The following is an 18,638-nucleotide window of genomic DNA, read 5'->3' as shown; positions in this document are numbered from 1 at the left end:
CGTTCGCCACTAATCCACCCCCGAAAGGGCTTCATCGTTCGACTTGCATGTGTTAAGCACGCCGCCAGCGTTCGTCCTGAGCCAGGATCAAACTCTCCGTGAATGCTGCAAACAGCACACACGAGAGCGGCACAACCAGGAGGAATAATCCCAGTGTGCACAGCATCCTCGCTGTCTGTATCAAAGAAATCCACGCCCCCATAAACCAAGGGGACGAGGGTATCAACATATCTGGCGTTGACTTTTAGCACGCTGTTGAGTTCTCAAAGAACGGACGCTTCCATCGCAACCCTGCCACAGGCCACTCCGGGCGCTTCCCTCTCGGTGTCCACTACTTTAGCGGATTTCCTTCTCGACTCCTAATCGGAGCCTTTGGGGTCATTTATGGCACGCCAATTAACGACCCGTTGGGGAAATCGTAGGTAGTGTTTGGTCGCTTCCGGATGCATCCGCCTGGCTTGAGAGCCTGATGACGACCTGCCCGGTTTCAGCGACTCGGTCAACGTTAGACCTTGGGGCCATCGGAGTCAAGTGAGCTTTGGCGCCGCCTGGGTTGGTGCGGGCGGTACGGGCTCACGGTGGGGTCGCCGTCGGCCCAGTAGCGCCACGGGTGAACCGATCCGGCACCGCCCACACCGGTCCGGGGGCCGCTGCGCACTTCCGTCTGAGGCACGGGCTCGCCGGTCAGGACACGGAGCGGGGCGCCCTCGTCGGCGCCGCACAGATCCGTCCCGTTCAGCGACTTGTCGACGTCGAGGGCCGTCGCGAGGCGGGCGGGTCCCTTGGCGAGTTCCGCGTCCTTGCGGGCCTTGGGCCGTCGCTCGCGGGCGAGCTCGGCGCCGGTGATCACCTGGCCGGCGCGCAGCAGGACACCGCTCGCGTGGCCTTCTGCGCCGCACACGAGGTTCAGGCTGAACCACATGCCGTAGATGAAGTAGACGTACGCGTGGCCGGGCGGCCCGAACATCGAGGCGTTGCGGCGGGTGCGGCCGCGGAAGGCGTGCGAGCCGGGGTCCGCCTCCCCCGCGTACGCCTCCACCTCGGTGAGGCGAAGGACGATGCTGCCTTCGTCGCTCGTCCGCACCAGGTAGCGGCCCAGCAGTTGCGGGGCCACCTCCAGGACCGGGCGGTCGAAGAACGAACGGGGTAGCGGTGTGTGGCTGTGGTCGTTCCTTCGCGTACGGTCTCGGCCAGCGATCATGCCGCCCGAGGGTAACCGACCCGGGGTACTGGCTTCCGCCGCATCAAGTGCGCGAGAACGGGGCGCTTTCCGGTGCGGGGCGGAACTGCCGGCCCTCTTCGGGCGTACTGGTAGCAGAGCACGCACGAGTGATCGGCGAAGACACACAGGCTGCGCCTGGGAGGGACTGGAGAGATGGGTTTCAAGAAGCTGTTCGCGAGTCTGGGCGTAGGCAGTGCGTCTGTGGACACCGTCCTGCACGAGCCGAACGTGGTGCCGGGCGGGGTGGTCCAGGGTGAGGTGCACATCGAGGCGGGCTCTGTCGACCAGCAGATCCAGGGGCTGTCCGTCGGTCTCATGGCGAAGGTCGAGGTCGAGACGAACGACGGGGAGATGAAGCAGAACATCGAGTTCGGCCGGCAGCAGCTCGGCGGCGCGCTCGAGCTCAAGGAGGGTGCCAAGCACACGGTGCCGTTCCAGCTGGAGGTGCCCTGGGAGACGCCCGTGACGATGTTCATGGGGCAGCAGCTGACGGGCATGAGCATCGGCGTCTCGACGGAGCTCGCCATCGCGCAGGCCATCGACTCGACCGACATCGACCCGGTCAACGTCCACGCCCTGCCCGCGCAGCAGGCGATCCTCGACTCCTTCGGGGCCCTCGGCTTCCGCTTCAAGTCGGCCGACATGGAGAAGGGGCGCATCCGCGGCACGCGCCAGCAGCTGCCCTTCTACCAGGAGATCGAGTTCCTGGCACCGCAGCAGTACCGGGGACTCTCGCAGGTGGAACTGTCCTTCGTGGCCGACGGTCGGGAGATGGACGTCGTCATGGAGATGGACAAGGCGCCGGGTCTCTTCACCGGCGGCAGCGACTCGTACCGGGCGTTCCAGGTGAGTCTGACGGACTTCCACCAGACGGACTGGACCGCGTTCATCAATCAGTGGCTCACGGAGGTCGGGGGCCAGCGCAACTGGTTCTGATCCGACTCTCCGAGGGGCGGTGGGCGCTTCGCCTGCCGCCCCTCGGCGTGCTCAGCCCAGGAGCACGGTGAGGGGGGCGCTGCGAACCGTCCAGTAGCCGACCGCCGCGGTGAAGACGTTGACGGCGGTGACGGCGGATGCCGGGTCTGCCTGCTCGAATCCGGGCCAGCCGGCCGTCATCAGCATGTAGCCGTTGGTCTCACCCCACCAGGAGAGGTCGGTGAGGGAGTCGGCCAGCGCGTCCCAATTGCGCCCGAACCAGTCGGGAAATTCCAGACCGGTGGCGCAGCGGTCCATGAACTCGGCCTTGGTAGTGACGTCGCTGAGGTCGATGACGGCGCCGGTCCAGTCCGCGGCCTCCGCCTGCATGAGGACGTCGGGGCCCACGGAGTCGCAGCGGTACACACCGGGCGGGACGGTGCCCTCGAAGAGGCCCGGCAGCCCTTCGCCGGGCAGTTCGGGGAGTTCGGGCAGGTCCACGGGACTGGTCATCGTCGCACCACCGCTTTGCAGGTCTCGTCGTGGGTCCCATGGTGACAAAGTCCGGCACCATGGCTCGTTAGGCTGGCCGGTGCAGCGATTCGCGCCATCAGGAGGTTCCCACGTGACCGAGCAGAAGCAACCGCCGCTCCCCCACGACTTCCACCCGCCCGTGGCCTCGTTCGAGGTGGTGAGCAGCGACGTCTCCGAGGGCGGACGGCTGCGTCCGGAACAGCAGTACGCGAAGGGCAACGTCTCCCCGCATCTGCGCTGGGACGGGTTCCCTCCGGAGACCCGGAGCTTCGCCGTGACGTGCTTCGACCCGGACGCGCCTACGGGCAGCGGCTTCTGGCACTGGGTGGTCTTCGACATCCCGCTCTCCGTGACGGAGCTGCCGGTCGGTGCCGGTACGGGTGAGATGGAAGGTCTGCCGGAGGGCGCCGTGCACGTGCGCAACGACTTCGGGACGCGCGACTTCGGCGGCGCCGCACCGCCCCCCGGTGACGGCCCGCACCGCTACGTCTTCACCGTCTACGCAGTGCAGGACGAGAAGCTGGGTCCGGACGCCGACGCGACGCCTGCGTTCGTCGGGTTCAACCTGCGCTTCAAGACCATCGGACGTGCGCAGCTGATCGGCGTCCACGAGGTGCCCGCGGACGGCTGAGCTGCCGACGTCCCCTCCGGGCGGGCGTCGAAAACCCTTTGCGCCTCGTCGTCCCCGAAAGCACAGTTGTCGCCGGGCAGCCGGCACCGCAGTGCGGGGGCGGCGAGGCGCTCGTGTCTGCGCCAGCAGTCCGTCGGAGGCCGGCCGGGGGCCGGGCGACCGCGTCGGCTGCCCCTTTTCCCGTCTTCCTGATTTCGTCTCCCTCCCTGTTCCGTCTTCCGTTTTCGTCTTCCGGTCTCGCTTCCGATTTCGCCTTCTGGTCTTTCCCGTGCGCCTCATGGCTGCCGCTCTCGCGACCGTATGCCGGTGAATGGGCCCGGCAAGGTCTCCGACCGCTGTGAACCGCCGGTGCGGCCCGCTCACCATCTCCTGTGCGCCGCCCGGTAATTGCGTTGTCCCCTTTCCCGTGCGACGGCACAGTGGTGCCACCGCCAACGGGGGCGGAAGGGAATCGGGGAGGTGGAGGGGATGCGCGAGACGCTGATCCTCAATGCGAGCTTCGAGCCGCTTTCGACGGTTTCGCTGCGGCGAGCCGTTGTGCTTGTCATGCAGGACAAGGCCGTCGTTGAGCAGTCGCACCCCGGTCTCCGTATACGGGCGGCTGACATCGATCTTCCGGTGCCCCAGGTCGTGAGGCTCCGCAGATACGTGCGGGTCCCCTTCCGACAACGGGCCCCGTGGTCGCGGCGCGGCGTCCTCGTACGGGACCGGCACCGGTGCGCGTACTGCGGCCGGCAGGCCACCACCGTCGACCACGTCGTGCCGCGCTCGCGGGGCGGTACCGACACGTGGCTCAACACCGTGGCCGCGTGCGCGGCGGACAACCACCGCAAGGCCGACCGGACGCCCGCTCAGGCGGGCATGGCGCTGCTGGTCAAGCCGTTCGAGCCCACGCCTGCCGACGCGCTGCTCCTGGCGCTGAACCGCGCAGACGGTACGGCGCTGCCGGAGTGGCTGAGCGTCCCGCGCACCGCGGACTCCGCGGCGGGGTTGCCTGCCACCGCGTGAAACGGGAGCACCGCGTGAAAGGGGAGCCGGGCCTCTGGGCCCGGCTCCTCCGCGTCAGCGGACGAGTTGGTGGACGAGGGCCGCGGTTCCGACCGTCACGATGATGACGCGGAGGGTGGTGGGACTCAGTCTGCGGCCCACCACAGCTCCGAGCACGCCGCCGGCCGCGGAGCCGCCCGCCACCAGGAGGACGGCCGTCCAGTCGAAGTCCGCGACGAAGAGGAAGAACACCGCCGCGGCGCCGTTGACCAGGGCACCGAGCACGTTCTTCACGGCGTTGATCCGCTGCAGGTTCTCATCCAGCAGCAGCCCCATCAGGGCGAGGTAGATGATGCCTTGCGCCGCTCCGAAGTAGCCGCCGTACGCGCTCGCGAAGAGCATGCCGGACGGCAGCAGCACGCCGCCGTGCGGACGGGCGGACGCCCCCTTCCGCTCGCGGCGCCGCTGCACGGCGCGGGCGAGGCGGGGCTGGAAGGCGACCAGGAGGAGCGCCACCGCGATGAGCACCGGCACGATCGTGTCGAAGGCGCTGGACGGCAGGACGACCAGCAGTGCGGCGCCGGAGAGGGCTCCGACGAGCGCCACGCCGCCGAGCAGCAGCACCCGGCGCAGCTGCCCGCGCAGTTCACGCCGGTAGCCGATGGCTCCGCTCACCGAGCCGGGCACGAGTCCCAGGGCGTTGGAGACGTTGGCCGTGACGGGCGGCAGGCCGACGGCGAGCAGCACCGGGAAAGTCAGCAAGGTGCCGGAGCCGACGATCGTATTGATGGCGCCTGCGCCGACGCCGGCGACGCAGACGGCCACTGCCTCCCAGATGGTCACGCGAAGCCCCCCAGTTGATCAGTGCCGTACACACCGATCATGCCCGAGGGGGATTTCGCGTGGGCATCCGGGTCTCGGTCGGCCCTGCGGGCGGGTTTCCGGCTCAGTCGATCCTGGGGCTGTCCCGCCGGGGCGGCTTGACCATGCTCGCGGGGTCGCTGCCGCTGCCGCCGGTGCTGCCGCTGTTCCCGCCGCCTCCGGGCCGGAAGCCGTCCAGGGCGCCGCCGAGTCCCTTCAGGGCGTCGCCGATCTCGCTCGGGACGATCCAGAGCTTGTTGGCGTCGCCTTCGGCGATCTTCGGGAGCATCTGCAGGTACTGGTACGAGAGGAGCTTCTGGTCCGGGTCGCCGGCGTGGATCGACTCGAAGACCGTGCGGATCGCCTGTGCTTCGCCTTCCGCGCGGAGCGCCGCCGAGCGGGCCTCGCCCTCGGCGCGCAGGATCGACGACTGCTTCTCGCCCTCGGCGGTGAGGATCGCCGACTGCCGCACACCTTCGGCCTGCAGGATCGCGGCGCGCTTGTCGCGGTCGGCGCGCATCTGCTTCTCCATCGAGTCCTGGATGGACGTCGGGGGCTCGATGGCCTTCAGCTCGACGCGGTTGACGCGGATGCCCCACTTGCCGGTGGCCTCGTCGAGCACGCCGCGCAGCGCCGCGTTGATCTCCTCGCGGGAGGTGAGCGTCCGCTCCAGGTCCATGCCGCCGATGATGTTGCGGAGCGTCGTCACCGTGAGCTGCTCGATGGCCTGGATGTAGCTGGCGACTTCGTACGTGGCGGCCCGGGCGTCCGTCACCTGGTAGTAGATGACGGTGTCGATGTTGACGACGAGGTTGTCCTGCGTGATGACGGGCTGCGGCGGGAACGGGACGACCTGTTCACGCAGGTCGACACGGTTGCGGACCGTGTCGATGAAGGGGACCACGATGTTCAGGCCCGCGTTGAGGGTGCGGGTGTACCGGCCGAAGCGCTCGACGATGGCGGCGCTCGCCTGCGGAATCACCTGAATCGTCTTGATGAGTGCGATGAAGACCAGCACCACCAGGATGATCAGGACAATGATGATGGCGTCCATCGCCGTCCCCCTGCACGTATCACTGATTGACGTCTGTCAGACGGTAGAAAGTACCCCGGCGCAAGCAACTCGCCCTGCTCGCAAGGGTGTTACCCCGCCTCGCGGCTATCCCATCACGACCGCGGTGGCTCCGTCGATCTCCACCACGTCGACCTGCCTGCCGGCTTCGTAGGCCGCGTCCCCGTCGAGCGCGCGGGCCGACCAGACCTCGCCCGCCAGCTTGATCCTTCCGCCCTGCCCGTCGACGCGCTCCAGCACCGTCGCCTGACGGCCGCGCAGGGCGTCGACGCCGCTGCTCATCGCCGGCGCCTGGTTCCGTGAACGGCGCGCGATCGGCCGGACGACGACGATCAGCGCGGTCGAGACGACTGCGAAGACGAGGACCTGCGCCACCATTCCCCCGCCGAGCCCGGCGGTGACGGCGCCGGCCACACCTCCGACCGCCAGCATTCCGAACTCGGGCATCGCCGTGAGGACGAGTGGAATCCCGAGCCCCACCGCGGCTATCAACCACCACACCCATGCATCCACACGGACATGGTAGGCCCGCGATCAGCCGAGCGGCAGACCCTGAGCCGTCCAGCGGTCGCCGCGCTCCTCCACGACGAGCGGAAGTCCGAAGCAGCGGGAGAGATTTCGGGAGGTCAGCTCGGTCTCCAGGGGGCCCGCGGCGAGGACCTGTCCCTGACGAATCATCAGTACATGCGTGAAGCCCGGTGCGATCTCCTCGACATGGTGGGTCACCATGATCATGGAGGGGGCGTACGGATCGCGGGCGAGGCGGCCGAGCCTGCGCACCAGGTCCTCGCGGCCGCCGAGGTCGAGCCCTGCCGCCGGCTCGTCCAGCAGCAGCAGTTCGGGGTCGGTCATCATGGCGCGGGCGATCAGGGTGCGCTTGCGCTCGCCCTCGGAGAGCGTGCCGAACTTGCGGTCCAGGTAGTCGCTCATGCCGAGGCGGTCGAGGAAGGCGCGGGCCCGCTCCTCGTCGATCGCCTCGTACTCCTCCTGCCAGTGCGCCGTCATGCCGTACGCGGCGGTGAGCACCGTCTGCAGGACGGTCTGGGAGCGGGGGAGCTTCTCGGCCATGGCGATGCCCGCCATGCCGATGCGGGGACGGAGCTCGAAGACGTCGACCGCGCCGAGCCGTTCACCCAGGACGGTGGCGGTTCCGGAACTCGGGAAGAGGTAGCTGGAGGCCATGTTGAGCAAGGTCGTCTTGCCGGCGCCGTTCGGCCCGAGGATGACCCAGCGCTCGCCCTCCTTGACCGACCAGGAGACGTCGTCCAGCAGAGCGTGGCCCTCGCGGACCACGGATACGTCCACCAGCTCCAGTACTTCGCTCATGAGCGCGTTGTCTCCCATTGCAGTCGCCGTTTCCCGTGCCTTGTGGGCACAGTCCCCAGACAAAACCTACGCCACGCGTTCGACGGCCTGTTCCTTAGGCTGTGCTCATGCTCCAAGAACCTCGTTCAGGGCGGATGGCCGCCTGGGGAAATGCGCTCTTTGCCGGACTGATCTCACCGGACGAGGCCGCCGAGCGGATGGTCGGGGAGGACGCGGCGCACCGCGTGGCGGCGCTGCCGTCGTCCGCCGCTCCCGGGGCGGAGCCGGAGCCGGGGCCCGTGGGGCTCACTCTCGCGCTGGGCCGGCTGCGGTCGCTGGGCACGCACGGACTGCGGGTGGCACTTCCCGCGCCCGGGCACCCGCTGGGTCTGAGCGGGCCGCCGGAGCTCAACTCCCGCGCCCTCGACGCGGGCGAGGCCGTACTGGCTCCGGGGGCGGGCCTGGGACTCGTCCCGGAGCTGTACGAGGCGGGGCCGGAGGGCGACGTGCACGCCGAGGTGACGTGGCACTGCCTGCCCCTGCGGGACGGGCCGCCGGCGGACGTGCCTTCCCTGGCCGAGGCGGAGCGGGAACTCGCCGAGGCCGTACGGGAGGCCACCGATCTCCTCACGAAGCTGGACGTGGCCGGTTCGGGCCCTGTGGCGGACGCGGCCCTCGACGCGTACCGGGCGCGGATGGAGGCGGGCAGGCGGCTGCTGGCCCCTGGCTACCCGCCGCGTGCCGTGCGGGTGCTGGAACTCGCGCAGCGTGTGCGGGCGCTGGTGGACATCGCGCAGGGAGACGTGCCGGGCGGCGGGAAGGGCGCGGGAGACGGCCGGGAGCACGGCGGCGCGGTCAGCTCGTCCGAGATCGCAGCGCGGGCCGAGGCGCTCCGCCCGGTGGAGCGCACGGCGAGGCGGGCGCAGGTCGCGGCCTACAACGCCTACGAGGAGGAGCTCGGGCGCAAGCGGATGTGAGCGGGCCGGGCCACCGGGGAGCGGATCGCGCTGTGTGCGGCGACGGCGTCGGCCCGGAAGCCCGCCTCAGGAGGCAGCCCGTCAGTGCGTGATCCCGTGGCGGACGGCCCACAGCGCCGCCTGGGTACGGTCGGCGAGGTCGAGCTTCATCAAAATGTTCGACACGTGCGTCTTCACCGTCTTCTCCGACAGGACGAGTGCCCGGGCGATCTCCCGGTTGGAGCGCCCGTCCGCTATCAGCTCCAGCACCTCCCGCTCGCGCTCGGTGAGCTGCGTGCCGCGTCCCGCGCTCCCGCCCGAACCCTCGGAGAGCAGCGCCCCGGCGACTTCGGGTTGCAGCAGGACGTGGCCCGCGTGGATGGAGCGGATGGCCCCCGCGAGGGCGTCCGGGTCCACGTCCTTGTAGACGTAGCCCGCGGCTCCCGCCCGCAGGGCCGGGACGACGGTGCGCTGCTCGGTGAAGCTCGTGACGACGAGGACGCGTGCGGGGTTGCCGAGCTGCACGAGCTGTCGCAGCGCCTCGATCCCGTCGGTGCCGGGCATCTTCACGTCCATCAGGACGATGTCCGGGCGCAGCTCCTCGGCGCGGGCCACACCCTCCTCGCCGTCGGCGGCCTCCCCGACCACCTCGATGTCCTCCTGGATCTCCAGGAAGGTACGCAGTCCGCGCCGTACGACCAGGTGGTCGTCGACGATGAGCACACGGATCGGGTCAGCCACCGGGTACCTCCATCTCGATGACGGCGCCCTTGCCGGGCTCCGACTGCACGGTCAGCCGGCCGCCGACGCACTGGGCCCTGTCGCGCATCGACACCAGCCCCAGGTGACGTCCCGCCTTGCGCACGGCCTTCGGGTCGAAGCCCCGGCCGTCGTCGGCGACGCGCAACCGCACGGAGGCGGCCCCGAAGGTGAGCAGCACGTCGACGCGGACGGCCGAGGCGTGGCGGAGCGCGTTGTGCACGGCCTCCTGCGCGACCCGCAGCAGCGCCTCCTCGTGCGCCGAGGGCAGGGCCCGGGGGCTCCCCTCGGCGGAGAAGGCGACTTCGGCCGAGTGGGCGCGGTGGAGCACGCGGATCTGCGTCCTCAGGGTGGCGACGAGCCCGTCCTCGTCGAGCGCGGCGGGACGCAGTTCGACGACGGCGGCCCTCAGTTCCTCGGCCGCCTCGGCCGTGAGCCGGTCGATCTCGTGCAGTTCGGCCTTCGCACGCCCGGGGTCGCGGTCGACGAGGGCTGTGGCCGCCTGGGCGGTCAGCCGCAGCGAGAAGAGCTTCTGGGCCACGGCGTCGTGCAGGTCGTGGGCGATACGGGCGCGCTCGCCGGCGATCGTCAGCTCGCGGCTCCGCTCGTGGAGACGGGCGTTGGTGAGGGCGATGGCGGCGTGCTGGGCGAGGAGGCGCAGCAGCCGCTCGTCGTCCTCGGAGAACGAGCAGCCGCGCGCCGCCTCGTCCGGCGGCCCCTGCCCGGGTGCGTCGCGGGCGGGCGGGCAGCGCTTGTTGGCGAGGAAGAGGGCGCCCAGGACGTTCTCGCCGTCGGCGACGGGCATGCCCAGGAAGTCGGCGAGTTCGGGGTGGGCGCTGGGCCACCCCTCGAAGCGCGGGTCGGCGCGTACGTCCGCGAGGCGCTGCGGTGTCGCCTCGTGGAGCATCGCCGCGAGGATGCCGTGCTGCCGGGGCAGCGGGCCGATTGCCTTCCACTGCTCGTCCGAGACGCCGTCGACGACGAACTGGGCGAACCCGCCCTGGTCGTCGGGTACTCCGAGTGCCGCGTATTCGGCGTCCAGCAGATCGCGGGCCGAGGCGACGATCGTCTGCAGTACGTCGCGCACCTCGAGTTGCCGGTTCATGGCGAGCAACGCGGCGCTGACAGCGGCGAGCCCGGAGCTTTGGAGCATGCCGTCACGGTACCGGCGGGACGTCGCGGCGGTATCGGACGGACGCCCCGGGGACGGGGGCCTCAGGACCTAGGACCGAGGCCCAGCCGCGTGACTCTGCGTTTATAGCTTCTACACACTGCGTAAATGTAATCGGGTATGCGGTGTGAGTCGCCGCATAGGACGCAGATCACGTACGAGCTTGCTTAGTAGTAGTTGCCCACTGACCGGACGTGCAGCGCTGACACGTCAGGGCCTCCGACCTTTTCGCGAACCACTATCAAGGTTAGTAATGGTGATTTTTGCTCGGTGACTGACGGCAGCTGAGAATTGCTGCCGCCGTAGCGGCCACTGTCGCTGCGGTCCGCAACCTGGAAGAGGTTTCCTCCCTATGAGCGTTCCCACTCCTGAACGCCACGGCAGGCTGTCCCGTCTGCACAAGATCTCGGCGGCCACCGGTGCGGCCGCCGTCGGCGTGACGGCCATCGCTTTCAGCGTCGTGCCAGGGCAGAAGGACAGCGGAAACGACACTGCCGGATCGGAGCCGGCAGCACAGGCGATCGCCCTTCAGACGGCCGCCGACAGCCCCGCCACCCAGAAGGCGGGCATCGACGCCCAGACCACAGCGGCAGACGGCCGGGCCCGCGCGAGCGCCGAGAAGGCGGCGCGCAAGAAGGCCGAAGCCCGCGCCAAGGCGCGGCAGGAGGCAGCCGAGCAGGCGAAGAAGGCAGAGCGCGAGCGGCAGCGCAAGCAGGCGGCGAGCCGGTCCGCCGAGCGCGCCGCGTCCCCCTCGGGGTCCCCGAAGCAGATCGCGCGGCAGATCATCGGTTCCGAGAAGCAGTTCCAGTGCTTCTCGAACATCGTCGAGCGCGAGAGCGGCTGGGACGTCCACGCGCAGAACCCCAGCGGCGCCTACGGCCTGGTGCAGGCCCTGCCGGGCTCCAAGATGGCCTCGGCCGGCCCGGACTGGCGGAACAGTGCGGCCACGCAGATCAAGTGGGGCCTCGGCTACATGAAGGACCGCTACGGCAGCCCGTGCGGCGCCTGGTCCTTCTGGCAGGCCAACAACTGGTACTGAGCCGGCGGTAGCGGGCGCGTTCCCGTACAGCGCGAAGGCGGCGGTCCCCTCGAAGGGGGCCGCCGCCTTCCGTGCCTGCCGAGCCGTGCGTGCCCGGCCTGCCGCTACTTGCGCATGACCTCCGGTTCGTGGCGGCGCAGGAGCCGCGCGACGACGAAGACCAGCACGACGCCGAGCCCCAGCAGGACGGCCATGTCGAGCACGTACGTGGCGGCCGTGTGCTCCCACAGCGGGTCCGGGTTGCCCTTCTCCCAGGGCAGCAGCGTGTTCATGTCGGCCGTGGCGCCCATCGCGGCGACCGCCCAGCGGGACGGCATCAGCCAGGAGAACTGCCCCACGCCAGGCGTGTCGAAGAGCTGGAAGAGCACGCCGGTGAAGACCACCTGGACGATGGCGAACATGACCAGCAGCGGCATCGTCTTCTCCGCCGTCTTCACGAGCGAGGAGATGATCAGGCCGAACATCATCGAGGTGAAGCCCAGCGTGATGACGGCGAGCGTCATCTCGACGGCGGGCAGGTCCTCCGCGAGCAGGCCCTCCGACGGGAGTTCACGCGGGGCGAAGCCGATGGCGGAGATGATCACACCCTGCACGGCGGTGACGATCCCGAGCACGAGCACCTTGGACATCAGATAGGCCGACCGCGAGAGGCCCGTGGCCCGTTCGCGCTCGTAGATGACCCGTTCCTTGATCAGCTCGCGTACGGAGTTGGCGGCTCCGGAGAAGCACATGCCCACCGCGATGATGAGCATGATCGTGCTGGCGTCCCGGTTGGTCCGCGCCTTGTTCAGCGGGCCGTAGCCGAGTCCGTAGTCGCTCGGGATCAGGGTGCTGACGCCGCCGAGGACGAGGGGCAGGATCACCGTCAGCGCCAGGAAGCCCTTGTCGGAGGCGATGACGGAGACGTAGCGGCGCACCAGCGTCCAGAACTGCGAGCCCCAGCTCTGCGGTTTGCGCATACGCGTCGGCGGGGCCTGTACCTGCTGCGCCTGCTGCGGGGAGACGGAGTCGAGGTCCGCGGCGTACATCTGGTAGTGCTGCGAGCCCTGCCAGCGGCCCATCCAGTCGTAGTCGCGGTAGTTCTCGAAAGCGGAGAAGACGTCCGCCCAGGTGCTGTAGCCGAAGAAGTTCAGCGCCTCCTCGGGAGGCCCGAAGTAGGCGACGCCGCCGCCCGGCGCCATCACCAGCAGCTTGTCGCACAGGCCGAGTTCCGCCACGGAGTGCGTGACGACGAGGACCGTGCGGCCGTCGTCGGCGAGGCCGCGCAGCAGCTGCATGACGTCGCGGTCCATGCCCGGGTCGAGGCCCGAGGTGGGCTCGTCGAGGAATATCAGCGACGGCTTGGTCAGCAGCTCCAGGGCGACGGAGACGCGCTTGCGCTGACCGCCCGAGAGCGAGGTGACCTTCTTGTCGGCGTGGATGTCGAGCTTGAGCTCGGCGAGCACCTCCTCGACGCGCGCGTTGCGCTCGGCGACCGCGACGTCGCCGGGGAAGCGCAGCCGGGCCGCGTAGCGCAGAGCGGTACGGACCCGCAGCTCCTTGTGGAGGATGTCGTCCTGCGGGACGAGGCCGATGCGCTGCCGGAGTTCGGCGAAGTGCTGGTAGAGGTTGCGGTTGTCGTACAGGACTTCGCCGACGTCGGCGGGACGGTAGCCGGTCAGCGCACGCAGCAGCGTGGACTTGCCGGAGCCCGAAGGGCCGATCACGCCGATCAGCGACTTCTCCGGCACGCCGAAGGTGACGTTGTTGAGGATCACCTTGCCGTTGTCGACCTTCACCGTCAGATGGCGGGCCGAGAAGGAGACCTCGCCGGTGTCGACGAACTCCTCGAGCCGGTCGCCGACCAGGCGGAACGTCGAGTGGCCGACGCCCACGGTGTCCTGCGGAGTGATCACCGCGGAGCCGGATTTGGGGAGCAGCTGCCCGTTGACGTACGTGCCGTTGTGGCTGCCGAGGTCGCGGATCTCGAAGCGTCCGTCCGGCGACGCGTGGAACTCCGCGTGGTGCCGCGAGACCTGGAGGTCGGAGACGACCAGCTCGTTCTCGAGGGCGCGGCCGATGCGCATCACCCGGCCCAGCGCGAGCTGGTGGAAGGTGGTGGGGCGCTCGCCGCCCCTGTGCGGCGCTCCCCCGGCCTGGGGGTGGGCCTGCGGGGCACCCTGCTGGGGGTGCTGCCCCTGCTGCTGGGGATGCTGAGGCGCGTAGGGCTGAGCCTGCGGTGCCGCCTGCTGCGGCACGTACTGCTGTGCGCCCGCTCCCGCCGGGTAGGCCTGGCCGCCGCCCTGCTGCGCCGGGACTCCCGGCTGCTGCTGCCAGCCCGCGTGCTGCTGCGGGACACCGGGCTGCTGCGGCTGCCCGCCCCAGCCCTGCGCCGCCGGCTGCCCCTGGGGCGCCTGCGCCTGGTGTGCGGGCTGCTGCTGGTGCTGCGCGGCGGCGGGTGCGCCCGCGGCCCCGCCCGCCGGTGCCCCCGAGCCCGAGAGCTTCAGATGCGGCCCGTCGGTGGCGTTGCCCAGGTGCACGCTCATGCCCGGGCCGAGCTCCGCCTGCTGGACGCGCTGCCCCTGGACGTACGAGCCGTTGGTGCTCCCGCTGTCCTCGATGACCCAGCCGCGTCCGCTCCACTTGATGGTGGCGTGCCGCCAGGAGACCCTGGCGTCGTCGATCACCACGTCGCCCTGGGGATCGCGCCCCAGCGCATACGTCCTGGACGGATCGAGCGTCCAGGTTTGTCCGTTCAATTCCAGTACGAGTTCCGGCACTCCATGCCCCACAAAGTTGTCCCCCGAGTGACTCCCCCACTACGGGAGCCTAGGGATGGCGAACATCGTCTGGAACTATTTCAGGCCCAGGTCCCTGACAGGAAGTCGGCCCATGTCACAACCCCGACGCGACTGTGACCGACCGGGGACGTCCGAGCCCTCGCCGAGTGCAACGTGGCTGCTCACGACCGCCTCCGGCAAGCGAAAGGATCCGGACGGAGCTGAGCCCCCCCGGGGGTGCGACCGGCCTCGCAGCGATACCGTGAGAACATCATGACCACATCGCCGGCCACCCCGCCTTCGTACGCCGACACCCCCACGCTCCTGGTCAAGATCTTCGGCAAGGACCGGCCCGGCATCACGGCCGGCCTGTTCGACACCCTTGCCGCCTTCACCGTGGAAGTCGTCGACATCGAGCAGCTCGTCACCCGTGGACGCATAACTCTGTGCGCCCTCGTGACCGCGCCCGGCTCCGGCGGCACCGCCTCCGGCAACGGCGACGGCAACTGCCAGGGACCGGCCGGCGAGGGCGAGCTGCGGGCCACCGTGCACAGCTGGGCGGAGTCGATGGGACTCGAGGCCGAGATCATCTCCGGCGTGGGCGACAACCGGCCGCGCGGCACCGGCCGTTCGCACGTCACGGTGCTCGGGCAGCCGCTGACCGCCTCCTCGACGGCCGCCATCGCCGCCAGCATCACCGCGACGGGCGGCAACATCGACCGCATCTTCCGGCTCGCCAAGTACCCGGTGACCGCGGTGGAGTTCGACGTCTCCGGAACCGGGACGCAGACGCTGCGCACGTCGCTGGCGCTGGAGGCGGCGAAGCACGGCGTGGACATCGCCGTCGTCGCCTCCGGGCTGCAGCGCCGCGCGCAGCGCCTGGTGGTGATGGACGTCGACTCCACGCTGATCCAGGACGAGGTGATCGAACTCTTCGCCGCCTACGCGAACTGCGAGGAGGAGGTGGCGGAGGTCACCGCACGCGCGATGCGCGGGGAGCTGGATTTCGAGCAGTCGCTGCACGCACGGGTGGCGCTGCTGGAGGGCCTGGACGCGTCCGTCGTGGACAAGGTGCGCAAGGACGTACGGCTCACGCCCGGCGCACGCACGCTCGTGCGGACCCTCAAGCGCCTCGGCTACCAAGTCGGCGTCGTCTCAGGCGGTTTCACGCAGATCACGGACGCGCTGAAAGTGGAACTGGGGCTGGACTTCGCCGCCGCGAACACGCTGGAGGTCGCCGACGGCAAGCTCACCGGCCGCGTCACCGGTGACATCGTCGACCGGGAGGGCAAGACGCGGCTGCTGCGCCGCTTCGCGTCCGAGGCGGGGGTCCCGCTGCTGCAGACCGTCGCCATCGGCGACGGCGCCAACGATCTGGGGATGCTCAACGCGGCGGGCCTGGGCGTGGCGTTCAACGCGAAGCCCGTCGTGCGCGAGGCCGCGCACACCGCCGTCAACGTGCCTTTCCTGGACACCGTCCTGTACCTGCTCGGGGTGACGAGGGAAGAGGTCGAGGCCGCCGACGGCTCCGCTGGGAGCGACGACCACGACACGGACGGCGAACGGCTGCTGGACGCCCCTGCCTCCTGAACGTACGGCTCCCGGCACCGCCGCGGACGGTCCGGGGCCCACGGCGCAAAGGCCGGGCTCTGCCCCCGTGTTGAGCCCGCACACGCCAGGCGGCCCGCGCCGGGGATCGGCACGGGCCACCGCGAGGCTCGGAGAATCAGACGTGTCCGGGGGCGGCGCCCCTCACTCGTACGGTTCGTGCGGCGCCCAGTAGCCGGTCAGGGTCGCGGAGCCCGGCTCGACGGACTTCCACGTCCCGTCGAATCGCAGCACCGCGACCGCCGACGTAGGGAAGCCGTTGCGCTGCATGCGCTCCAGGGAGTCGCCCTCGGAGGAGCCGGTCAGCACCTCGGCGACACCCTGCACTCCCGGGTTGTGGGCCACGACCAGCAGGTTCTCGACGTCCTCGGGAACGTCGTTGATCACCGCGATGATCTCGCCGGGCGAGGCGTCGTACAGGCGCTCCTCGTAGACGGTTCTGGGACGGTGGGGCAGATGCGGCGCGGTCAGCTTCCAGGTCTCGCGGGTGCGGACGGCTGTCGAGCAGAGGGTCAGCCCGGGGGCGACGCCGTGGGTCGCCAGCCACTCACCGACTGCCGCGGCGTCCTTGCGGCCCCGGTCCGCCAGGGGGCGCTCGTGGTCTGCGACTTCCGGCCAGTCGGCCTTCGCGTGCCGGACAAGGACGATACTGCGGGGCACATCGACGCTCATGTCTCCCAGCTTCGCACGAAACGCGGTGCCGGGCGGAGGGTGTTGACGGTGCGGAAAGAGCGGCCGCCTTCCGGCCGTCAGCCGAGCAACGCCTGCTCGAAGCGCTCCAGGACCACCGCGAGGACGTCCGTCCAGGGCTGCGGAGCCGCCGCGTTCGCGTCTCCCCCGCCGATCAGCAGGCTCAGCAGCAGCGCGAAGGCGAGGACCGGCAGGACCGCCGCCCACCAGGGCAGCAGCTCGCGACCGGCGCTGCCGCCGGGAGGCGGGGCCTGCCGCCGGGCGGCGGTGACGCTGCGCGGACTGTCGCCACGGGCACGGGCCGTCGTCATGGGCTCGCCTCTCCCTCGTCCGTAGAGCGTCCGGTGGTGTACTCGGAGACGCTACGGAGGAGCGGACGGGCGCCCCATCCGGTGATCCACCCACTTTCCCCTGACCCAGCCCCCCTGGGGATGGTGGGGCCAGCACCACCATCGGGCGGCGCGGCGGTCCCGCGAGCGGGAGCGGCGGGCGTCAGGATTCGGCGGGCGCCGGGGCCCAGCGAGCGGGCGTCAGGGAGCGGCGATGTTCGCGACGACGCCGATGACGATCATGATGCCGAAGATCGCTCCCATGATCAGGAGCAGCTTCTTCTGTCCGTTCTGCGGGGCTGGTTCGAGCACTGGCATACCGGACAGTGTCGCACTCAGCGTCCGTCCTCGATGACACGGTCCCGTCCGGCCAGCACACCCACGGCCGTCTGGGCCAGCAGCAACGCCATCATCAGCAGCAGGGGGACGCGCCAGCCCCCGCTGACGTCGTGCAGGACACCCACGAGCAGCGGCCCGGGGATGGACAGCAGGTAGCCCGTGCTCTGCGCGAACGCCGACAGCTGGGCCACACCCGCGCTGGAGCGGGACCGCAGGCTGATCATGGTGAGCGCGACGGGGAAGGCGCAGTTGGCGATGCCCAGCAGCAGCGCCCACAGCCAGGCCCCCGCTCCCGGCGCGAACCACAGGCCCGCGTACCCGGTGAGCCCGCACAGGGCCAGGGCCGCGATGAGAGGGCCCTGGTGGCGCATCCGGGCCGCCACTCTCGGCACGACGAAGGCCAGGGGGACGCCCATGCCCATGGTGACGGCGAGCATCAGCCCGGCGGAGGAGGCGGGGACGCCGGCGTCCCGGAAGATCTGCGGGAGCCAGCCGAGCACGATGTAGGCGGCGGACGCCTGGAGGCCGAAGAAGCCGCCCAGCGCCCATGCGGTGCGCGAGGTGCGGATGCGGATGCGGCCGTCGCCCTCCGGGCTGCCCGCCCCGCCGCGGCGGCCCGCGGTCCCGTCCCCGCTGCCGCTCCGCCCGCCGGCGGCGGGGGCGCCGGGACGGCCGGGCTCGCGCACTGCCGGGGACGGCGCCGGGCGGCGGCTGCCCGGGTCCTTCAGCACCACGGCCCACGGGATGATCGCCAGTACCCCGAGCAGCGCCCAGGCGCCGAGCCCCACCCGCCAACTGCCGCCCAGGGCGCCCGTCAGGGGCACGGTGACCGCCGCGGCTCCCGCGGTGCCGAGGGCGAGACCCATCGAGTAGAGGCCGGTCATCGACCCGATGCGGCCGGGGAACCATCGCTTGACGACGACGGGCATCAGGACGTTGCTGACCGCGATGCCCGCGAGAGCCAGCGCGCTCGCCGCAAGGAAGGACACCGTGCCCCCGGCGAAGGGGCGCAGCGCGAGGCCCGCGGTGATCGCGACCATGCCGGCCAGCACCACCGGAGCAGGGCCGCGCCGCCGGGCGAGCCGCGGGGCGAGGCTGCCGAAGACGGCGAAGCACAGCCCGGGCACCGAGGTCAGCAGCCCGGCCACCGCGCCGCTCATGCCCAGGTCGGAGCGGACCTCCTTCAGGAGCGGGCCGAGCGCGGCGATCGCGGGACGCAGGTTGAGGGCGGCGACGAGCAGGCCCGCGGCGAGCAGCGGCACGACCCAGCGCGGGACCGCGGCCGGAGCGGAGGCGGGCGCGGCGGAGCCCCCGTGGGAGCCGGTCTGCGGGGTGGCGGGCGCAGCCGGGCGGGGGTCGTCGGGGAGGCCGTCGCGCTGCAGGTCGTCTTCCGTCATGGGCATGCGCCCCATCATAGAATCATGGGATGAATACGTGCCAACGCGTATCCTCCCCTCCACA

Annotated in this window: 19 protein-coding genes and 1 rRNA gene; 6 read left to right on the top strand and 14 right to left on the bottom strand. The window is 70.5% G+C overall.

Annotation, left to right across the window (positions count from 1 at the left end; genetic code table 11):
- Positions 1 to 103: ribosomal RNA gene (locus H181DRAFT_RS12285) — 16S ribosomal RNA — on the bottom strand; the annotation flags it as partial.
- A gap of 402 nt (positions 104 to 505) precedes the next feature.
- Positions 506 to 1,201, bottom strand: a complete 696-nt coding sequence (locus tag H181DRAFT_RS12280; protein ID WP_045864362.1) for a DNA-3-methyladenine glycosylase — start codon at positions 1,199 to 1,201, stop codon at positions 506 to 508.
- 174 nt (positions 1,202 to 1,375) lie between these two features.
- Here H181DRAFT_RS12280 and H181DRAFT_RS12275 point away from each other — a divergent pair, with 174 nt between their 5' ends.
- Positions 1,376 to 2,158: a sporulation protein gene (locus H181DRAFT_RS12275; protein WP_045864361.1), complete on the top strand. Its 783-nt coding sequence runs from the start codon at positions 1,376 to 1,378 to the stop codon at positions 2,156 to 2,158.
- 51 nt (positions 2,159 to 2,209) lie between these two features.
- Here the strand turns inward: H181DRAFT_RS12275 and H181DRAFT_RS12270 are convergent, their stop codons facing one another.
- Positions 2,210 to 2,650 carry a barstar family protein gene (locus tag H181DRAFT_RS12270; RefSeq protein ID WP_045864360.1) on the bottom strand — a complete coding sequence of 147 codons (441 nt, stop codon included), beginning with the start codon at positions 2,648 to 2,650 and terminating at the stop codon, positions 2,210 to 2,212.
- Between the two features lie 112 nt (positions 2,651 to 2,762).
- Between H181DRAFT_RS12270 and H181DRAFT_RS12265 the strand changes: the two genes are divergently transcribed.
- Positions 2,763 to 3,302 (top strand): YbhB/YbcL family Raf kinase inhibitor-like protein, encoded by a 540-nt coding sequence (locus H181DRAFT_RS12265; RefSeq protein ID WP_045864359.1) that lies wholly within the window; start codon positions 2,763 to 2,765, stop codon positions 3,300 to 3,302.
- Positions 3,303 to 3,770: 468 nt separating this feature from the next.
- Positions 3,771 to 4,310: an HNH endonuclease gene (locus tag H181DRAFT_RS12260; RefSeq protein ID WP_045864452.1), complete on the top strand. Its 540-nt coding sequence runs from the start codon at positions 3,771 to 3,773 to the stop codon at positions 4,308 to 4,310.
- Positions 4,311 to 4,364: 54 nt separating this feature from the next.
- On the opposite strand, the gene H181DRAFT_RS12255 is transcribed toward H181DRAFT_RS12260, so the two are convergent.
- From H181DRAFT_RS12255 to H181DRAFT_RS12240, 4 genes are all read right to left on the bottom strand, one after another.
- Entirely contained in the window at positions 4,365 to 5,132 is a 768-nt protein-coding gene (locus H181DRAFT_RS12255; protein WP_045864358.1) for a sulfite exporter TauE/SafE family protein, read from the bottom strand.
- A 103-nt stretch (positions 5,133 to 5,235) separates the two neighbouring features.
- Positions 5,236 to 6,204 (bottom strand): SPFH domain-containing protein, encoded by a 969-nt coding sequence (locus H181DRAFT_RS12250; RefSeq protein WP_045864357.1) that lies wholly within the window; start codon positions 6,202 to 6,204, stop codon positions 5,236 to 5,238.
- 105 nt (positions 6,205 to 6,309) lie between these two features.
- Entirely contained in the window at positions 6,310 to 6,735 is a 426-nt protein-coding gene (locus H181DRAFT_RS12245) for an NfeD family protein (protein WP_045864356.1), read from the bottom strand.
- Positions 6,736 to 6,756: 21 nt separating this feature from the next.
- A complete protein-coding gene (locus tag H181DRAFT_RS12240) occupies positions 6,757 to 7,548 on the bottom strand; it encodes an ABC transporter ATP-binding protein (protein WP_045864451.1) in 792 nt (263 codons plus the stop codon).
- 107 nt (positions 7,549 to 7,655) lie between these two features.
- On the opposite strand from H181DRAFT_RS12240, the gene H181DRAFT_RS12235 reads away from it, so the two are divergent.
- Complete coding sequence (locus H181DRAFT_RS12235; RefSeq protein ID WP_045864355.1) at positions 7,656 to 8,504, top strand: hypothetical protein; 849 nt, start codon at positions 7,656 to 7,658, stop codon at positions 8,502 to 8,504.
- 81 nt (positions 8,505 to 8,585) lie between these two features.
- On the opposite strand, the gene H181DRAFT_RS12230 is transcribed toward H181DRAFT_RS12235, so the two are convergent.
- Both H181DRAFT_RS12230 and H181DRAFT_RS12225 read right to left on the bottom strand, forming a co-directional pair.
- Complete coding sequence (locus tag H181DRAFT_RS12230; RefSeq protein WP_045864354.1) at positions 8,586 to 9,224, bottom strand: response regulator; 639 nt, start codon at positions 9,222 to 9,224, stop codon at positions 8,586 to 8,588.
- On the bottom strand, positions 9,217 to 10,395 hold the full coding sequence (locus H181DRAFT_RS12225) for a GAF domain-containing sensor histidine kinase (protein WP_045864353.1): 1,179 nt from the start codon (positions 10,393 to 10,395) through the stop codon (positions 9,217 to 9,219). The genes H181DRAFT_RS12230 and H181DRAFT_RS12225 overlap by 8 nt, the downstream gene beginning before the upstream one ends.
- Positions 10,396 to 10,765: 370 nt before the next feature.
- Between H181DRAFT_RS12225 and H181DRAFT_RS12220 the strand changes: the two genes are divergently transcribed.
- Positions 10,766 to 11,452, top strand: a complete 687-nt coding sequence (locus tag H181DRAFT_RS12220; protein WP_045864352.1) for an aggregation-promoting factor C-terminal-like domain-containing protein — start codon at positions 10,766 to 10,768, stop codon at positions 11,450 to 11,452.
- Between the two features lie 104 nt (positions 11,453 to 11,556).
- Here the strand turns inward: H181DRAFT_RS12220 and H181DRAFT_RS12215 are convergent, their stop codons facing one another.
- Positions 11,557 to 14,223 carry an ABC transporter ATP-binding protein/permease gene (locus tag H181DRAFT_RS12215; protein WP_045864351.1) on the bottom strand — a complete coding sequence of 889 codons (2,667 nt, stop codon included), beginning with the start codon at positions 14,221 to 14,223 and terminating at the stop codon, positions 11,557 to 11,559.
- Between the two features lie 261 nt (positions 14,224 to 14,484).
- On the opposite strand from H181DRAFT_RS12215, the gene serB reads away from it, so the two are divergent.
- Positions 14,485 to 15,801, top strand: a complete 1,317-nt coding sequence (serB, locus tag H181DRAFT_RS12210; protein WP_045864350.1) for a phosphoserine phosphatase SerB — start codon at positions 14,485 to 14,487, stop codon at positions 15,799 to 15,801.
- Positions 15,802 to 15,963: 162 nt separating this feature from the next.
- On the opposite strand, the gene H181DRAFT_RS12205 is transcribed toward serB, so the two are convergent.
- The 4 genes from H181DRAFT_RS12205 to H181DRAFT_RS12195 all read right to left on the bottom strand — a co-directional run bounded on the left by H181DRAFT_RS12205 (position 15,964) and on the right by H181DRAFT_RS12195 (position 18,580).
- Positions 15,964 to 16,491 (bottom strand): SixA phosphatase family protein, encoded by a 528-nt coding sequence (locus H181DRAFT_RS12205; RefSeq protein WP_045864349.1) that lies wholly within the window; start codon positions 16,489 to 16,491, stop codon positions 15,964 to 15,966.
- Between the two features lie 77 nt (positions 16,492 to 16,568).
- On the bottom strand, positions 16,569 to 16,820 hold the full coding sequence (locus tag H181DRAFT_RS12200; RefSeq protein WP_045864348.1) for a hypothetical protein: 252 nt from the start codon (positions 16,818 to 16,820) through the stop codon (positions 16,569 to 16,571).
- Between the two features lie 219 nt (positions 16,821 to 17,039).
- On the bottom strand, positions 17,040 to 17,156 hold the full coding sequence (locus H181DRAFT_RS29905) for an SGM_5486 family transporter-associated protein (protein ID WP_254666801.1): 117 nt from the start codon (positions 17,154 to 17,156) through the stop codon (positions 17,040 to 17,042).
- A gap of 17 nt (positions 17,157 to 17,173) precedes the next feature.
- On the bottom strand, positions 17,174 to 18,580 hold the full coding sequence (locus H181DRAFT_RS12195) for a CynX/NimT family MFS transporter (RefSeq protein WP_254666800.1): 1,407 nt from the start codon (positions 18,578 to 18,580) through the stop codon (positions 17,174 to 17,176).
- Between the last annotated feature and the right edge of the window lie 58 nt (positions 18,581 to 18,638).

The organism is Streptomyces sp. WMMB 714 (assembly GCF_900090125.1).
GTDB lineage: Bacteria > Actinomycetota > Actinomycetes > Streptomycetales > Streptomycetaceae > Streptomyces > Streptomyces daqingensis.
Note: the sequence above shows the minus strand (reverse complement) of the source record. Positions and strands in the feature narration are given on the sequence as shown.

Bases quoted from the DNA above. Each gene is read 5' to 3' on its own strand.
- H181DRAFT_RS12280 (WP_045864362.1), bottom strand. From the start codon at position 1,201: ATGATCGCTGGCCGAGACCGTACGCGAAGGAACGACCACAGCCACACA.
- H181DRAFT_RS12275 (WP_045864361.1), top strand. From the start codon at position 1,376: ATGGGTTTCAAGAAGCTGTTCGCGAGTCTGGGCGTAGGCAGTGCGTCT.
- H181DRAFT_RS12270 (WP_045864360.1), bottom strand. From the start codon at position 2,650: ATGACCAGTCCCGTGGACCTGCCCGAACTCCCCGAACTGCCCGGCGAA.
- H181DRAFT_RS12260 (WP_045864452.1), top strand. From the start codon at position 3,771: ATGCGCGAGACGCTGATCCTCAATGCGAGCTTCGAGCCGCTTTCGACG.
- H181DRAFT_RS12250 (WP_045864357.1), bottom strand. From the start codon at position 6,204: ATGGACGCCATCATCATTGTCCTGATCATCCTGGTGGTGCTGGTCTTC.
- H181DRAFT_RS12240 (WP_045864451.1), bottom strand. From the start codon at position 7,548: ATGAGCGAAGTACTGGAGCTGGTGGACGTATCCGTGGTCCGCGAGGGC.
- H181DRAFT_RS12235 (WP_045864355.1), top strand. From the start codon at position 7,656: ATGCTCCAAGAACCTCGTTCAGGGCGGATGGCCGCCTGGGGAAATGCG.
- H181DRAFT_RS12225 (WP_045864353.1), bottom strand. From the start codon at position 10,395: ATGCTCCAAAGCTCCGGGCTCGCCGCTGTCAGCGCCGCGTTGCTCGCC.
- H181DRAFT_RS12220 (WP_045864352.1), top strand. From the start codon at position 10,766: ATGAGCGTTCCCACTCCTGAACGCCACGGCAGGCTGTCCCGTCTGCAC.
- serB (WP_045864350.1), top strand. From the start codon at position 14,485: ATGACCACATCGCCGGCCACCCCGCCTTCGTACGCCGACACCCCCACG.
- H181DRAFT_RS12205 (WP_045864349.1), bottom strand. From the start codon at position 16,491: ATGAGCGTCGATGTGCCCCGCAGTATCGTCCTTGTCCGGCACGCGAAG.
- H181DRAFT_RS12200 (WP_045864348.1), bottom strand. From the start codon at position 16,820: ATGACGACGGCCCGTGCCCGTGGCGACAGTCCGCGCAGCGTCACCGCC.
- H181DRAFT_RS29905 (WP_254666801.1), bottom strand. From the start codon at position 17,156: ATGCCAGTGCTCGAACCAGCCCCGCAGAACGGACAGAAGAAGCTGCTC.
- H181DRAFT_RS12195 (WP_254666800.1), bottom strand. From the start codon at position 18,580: ATGCCCATGACGGAAGACGACCTGCAGCGCGACGGCCTCCCCGACGAC.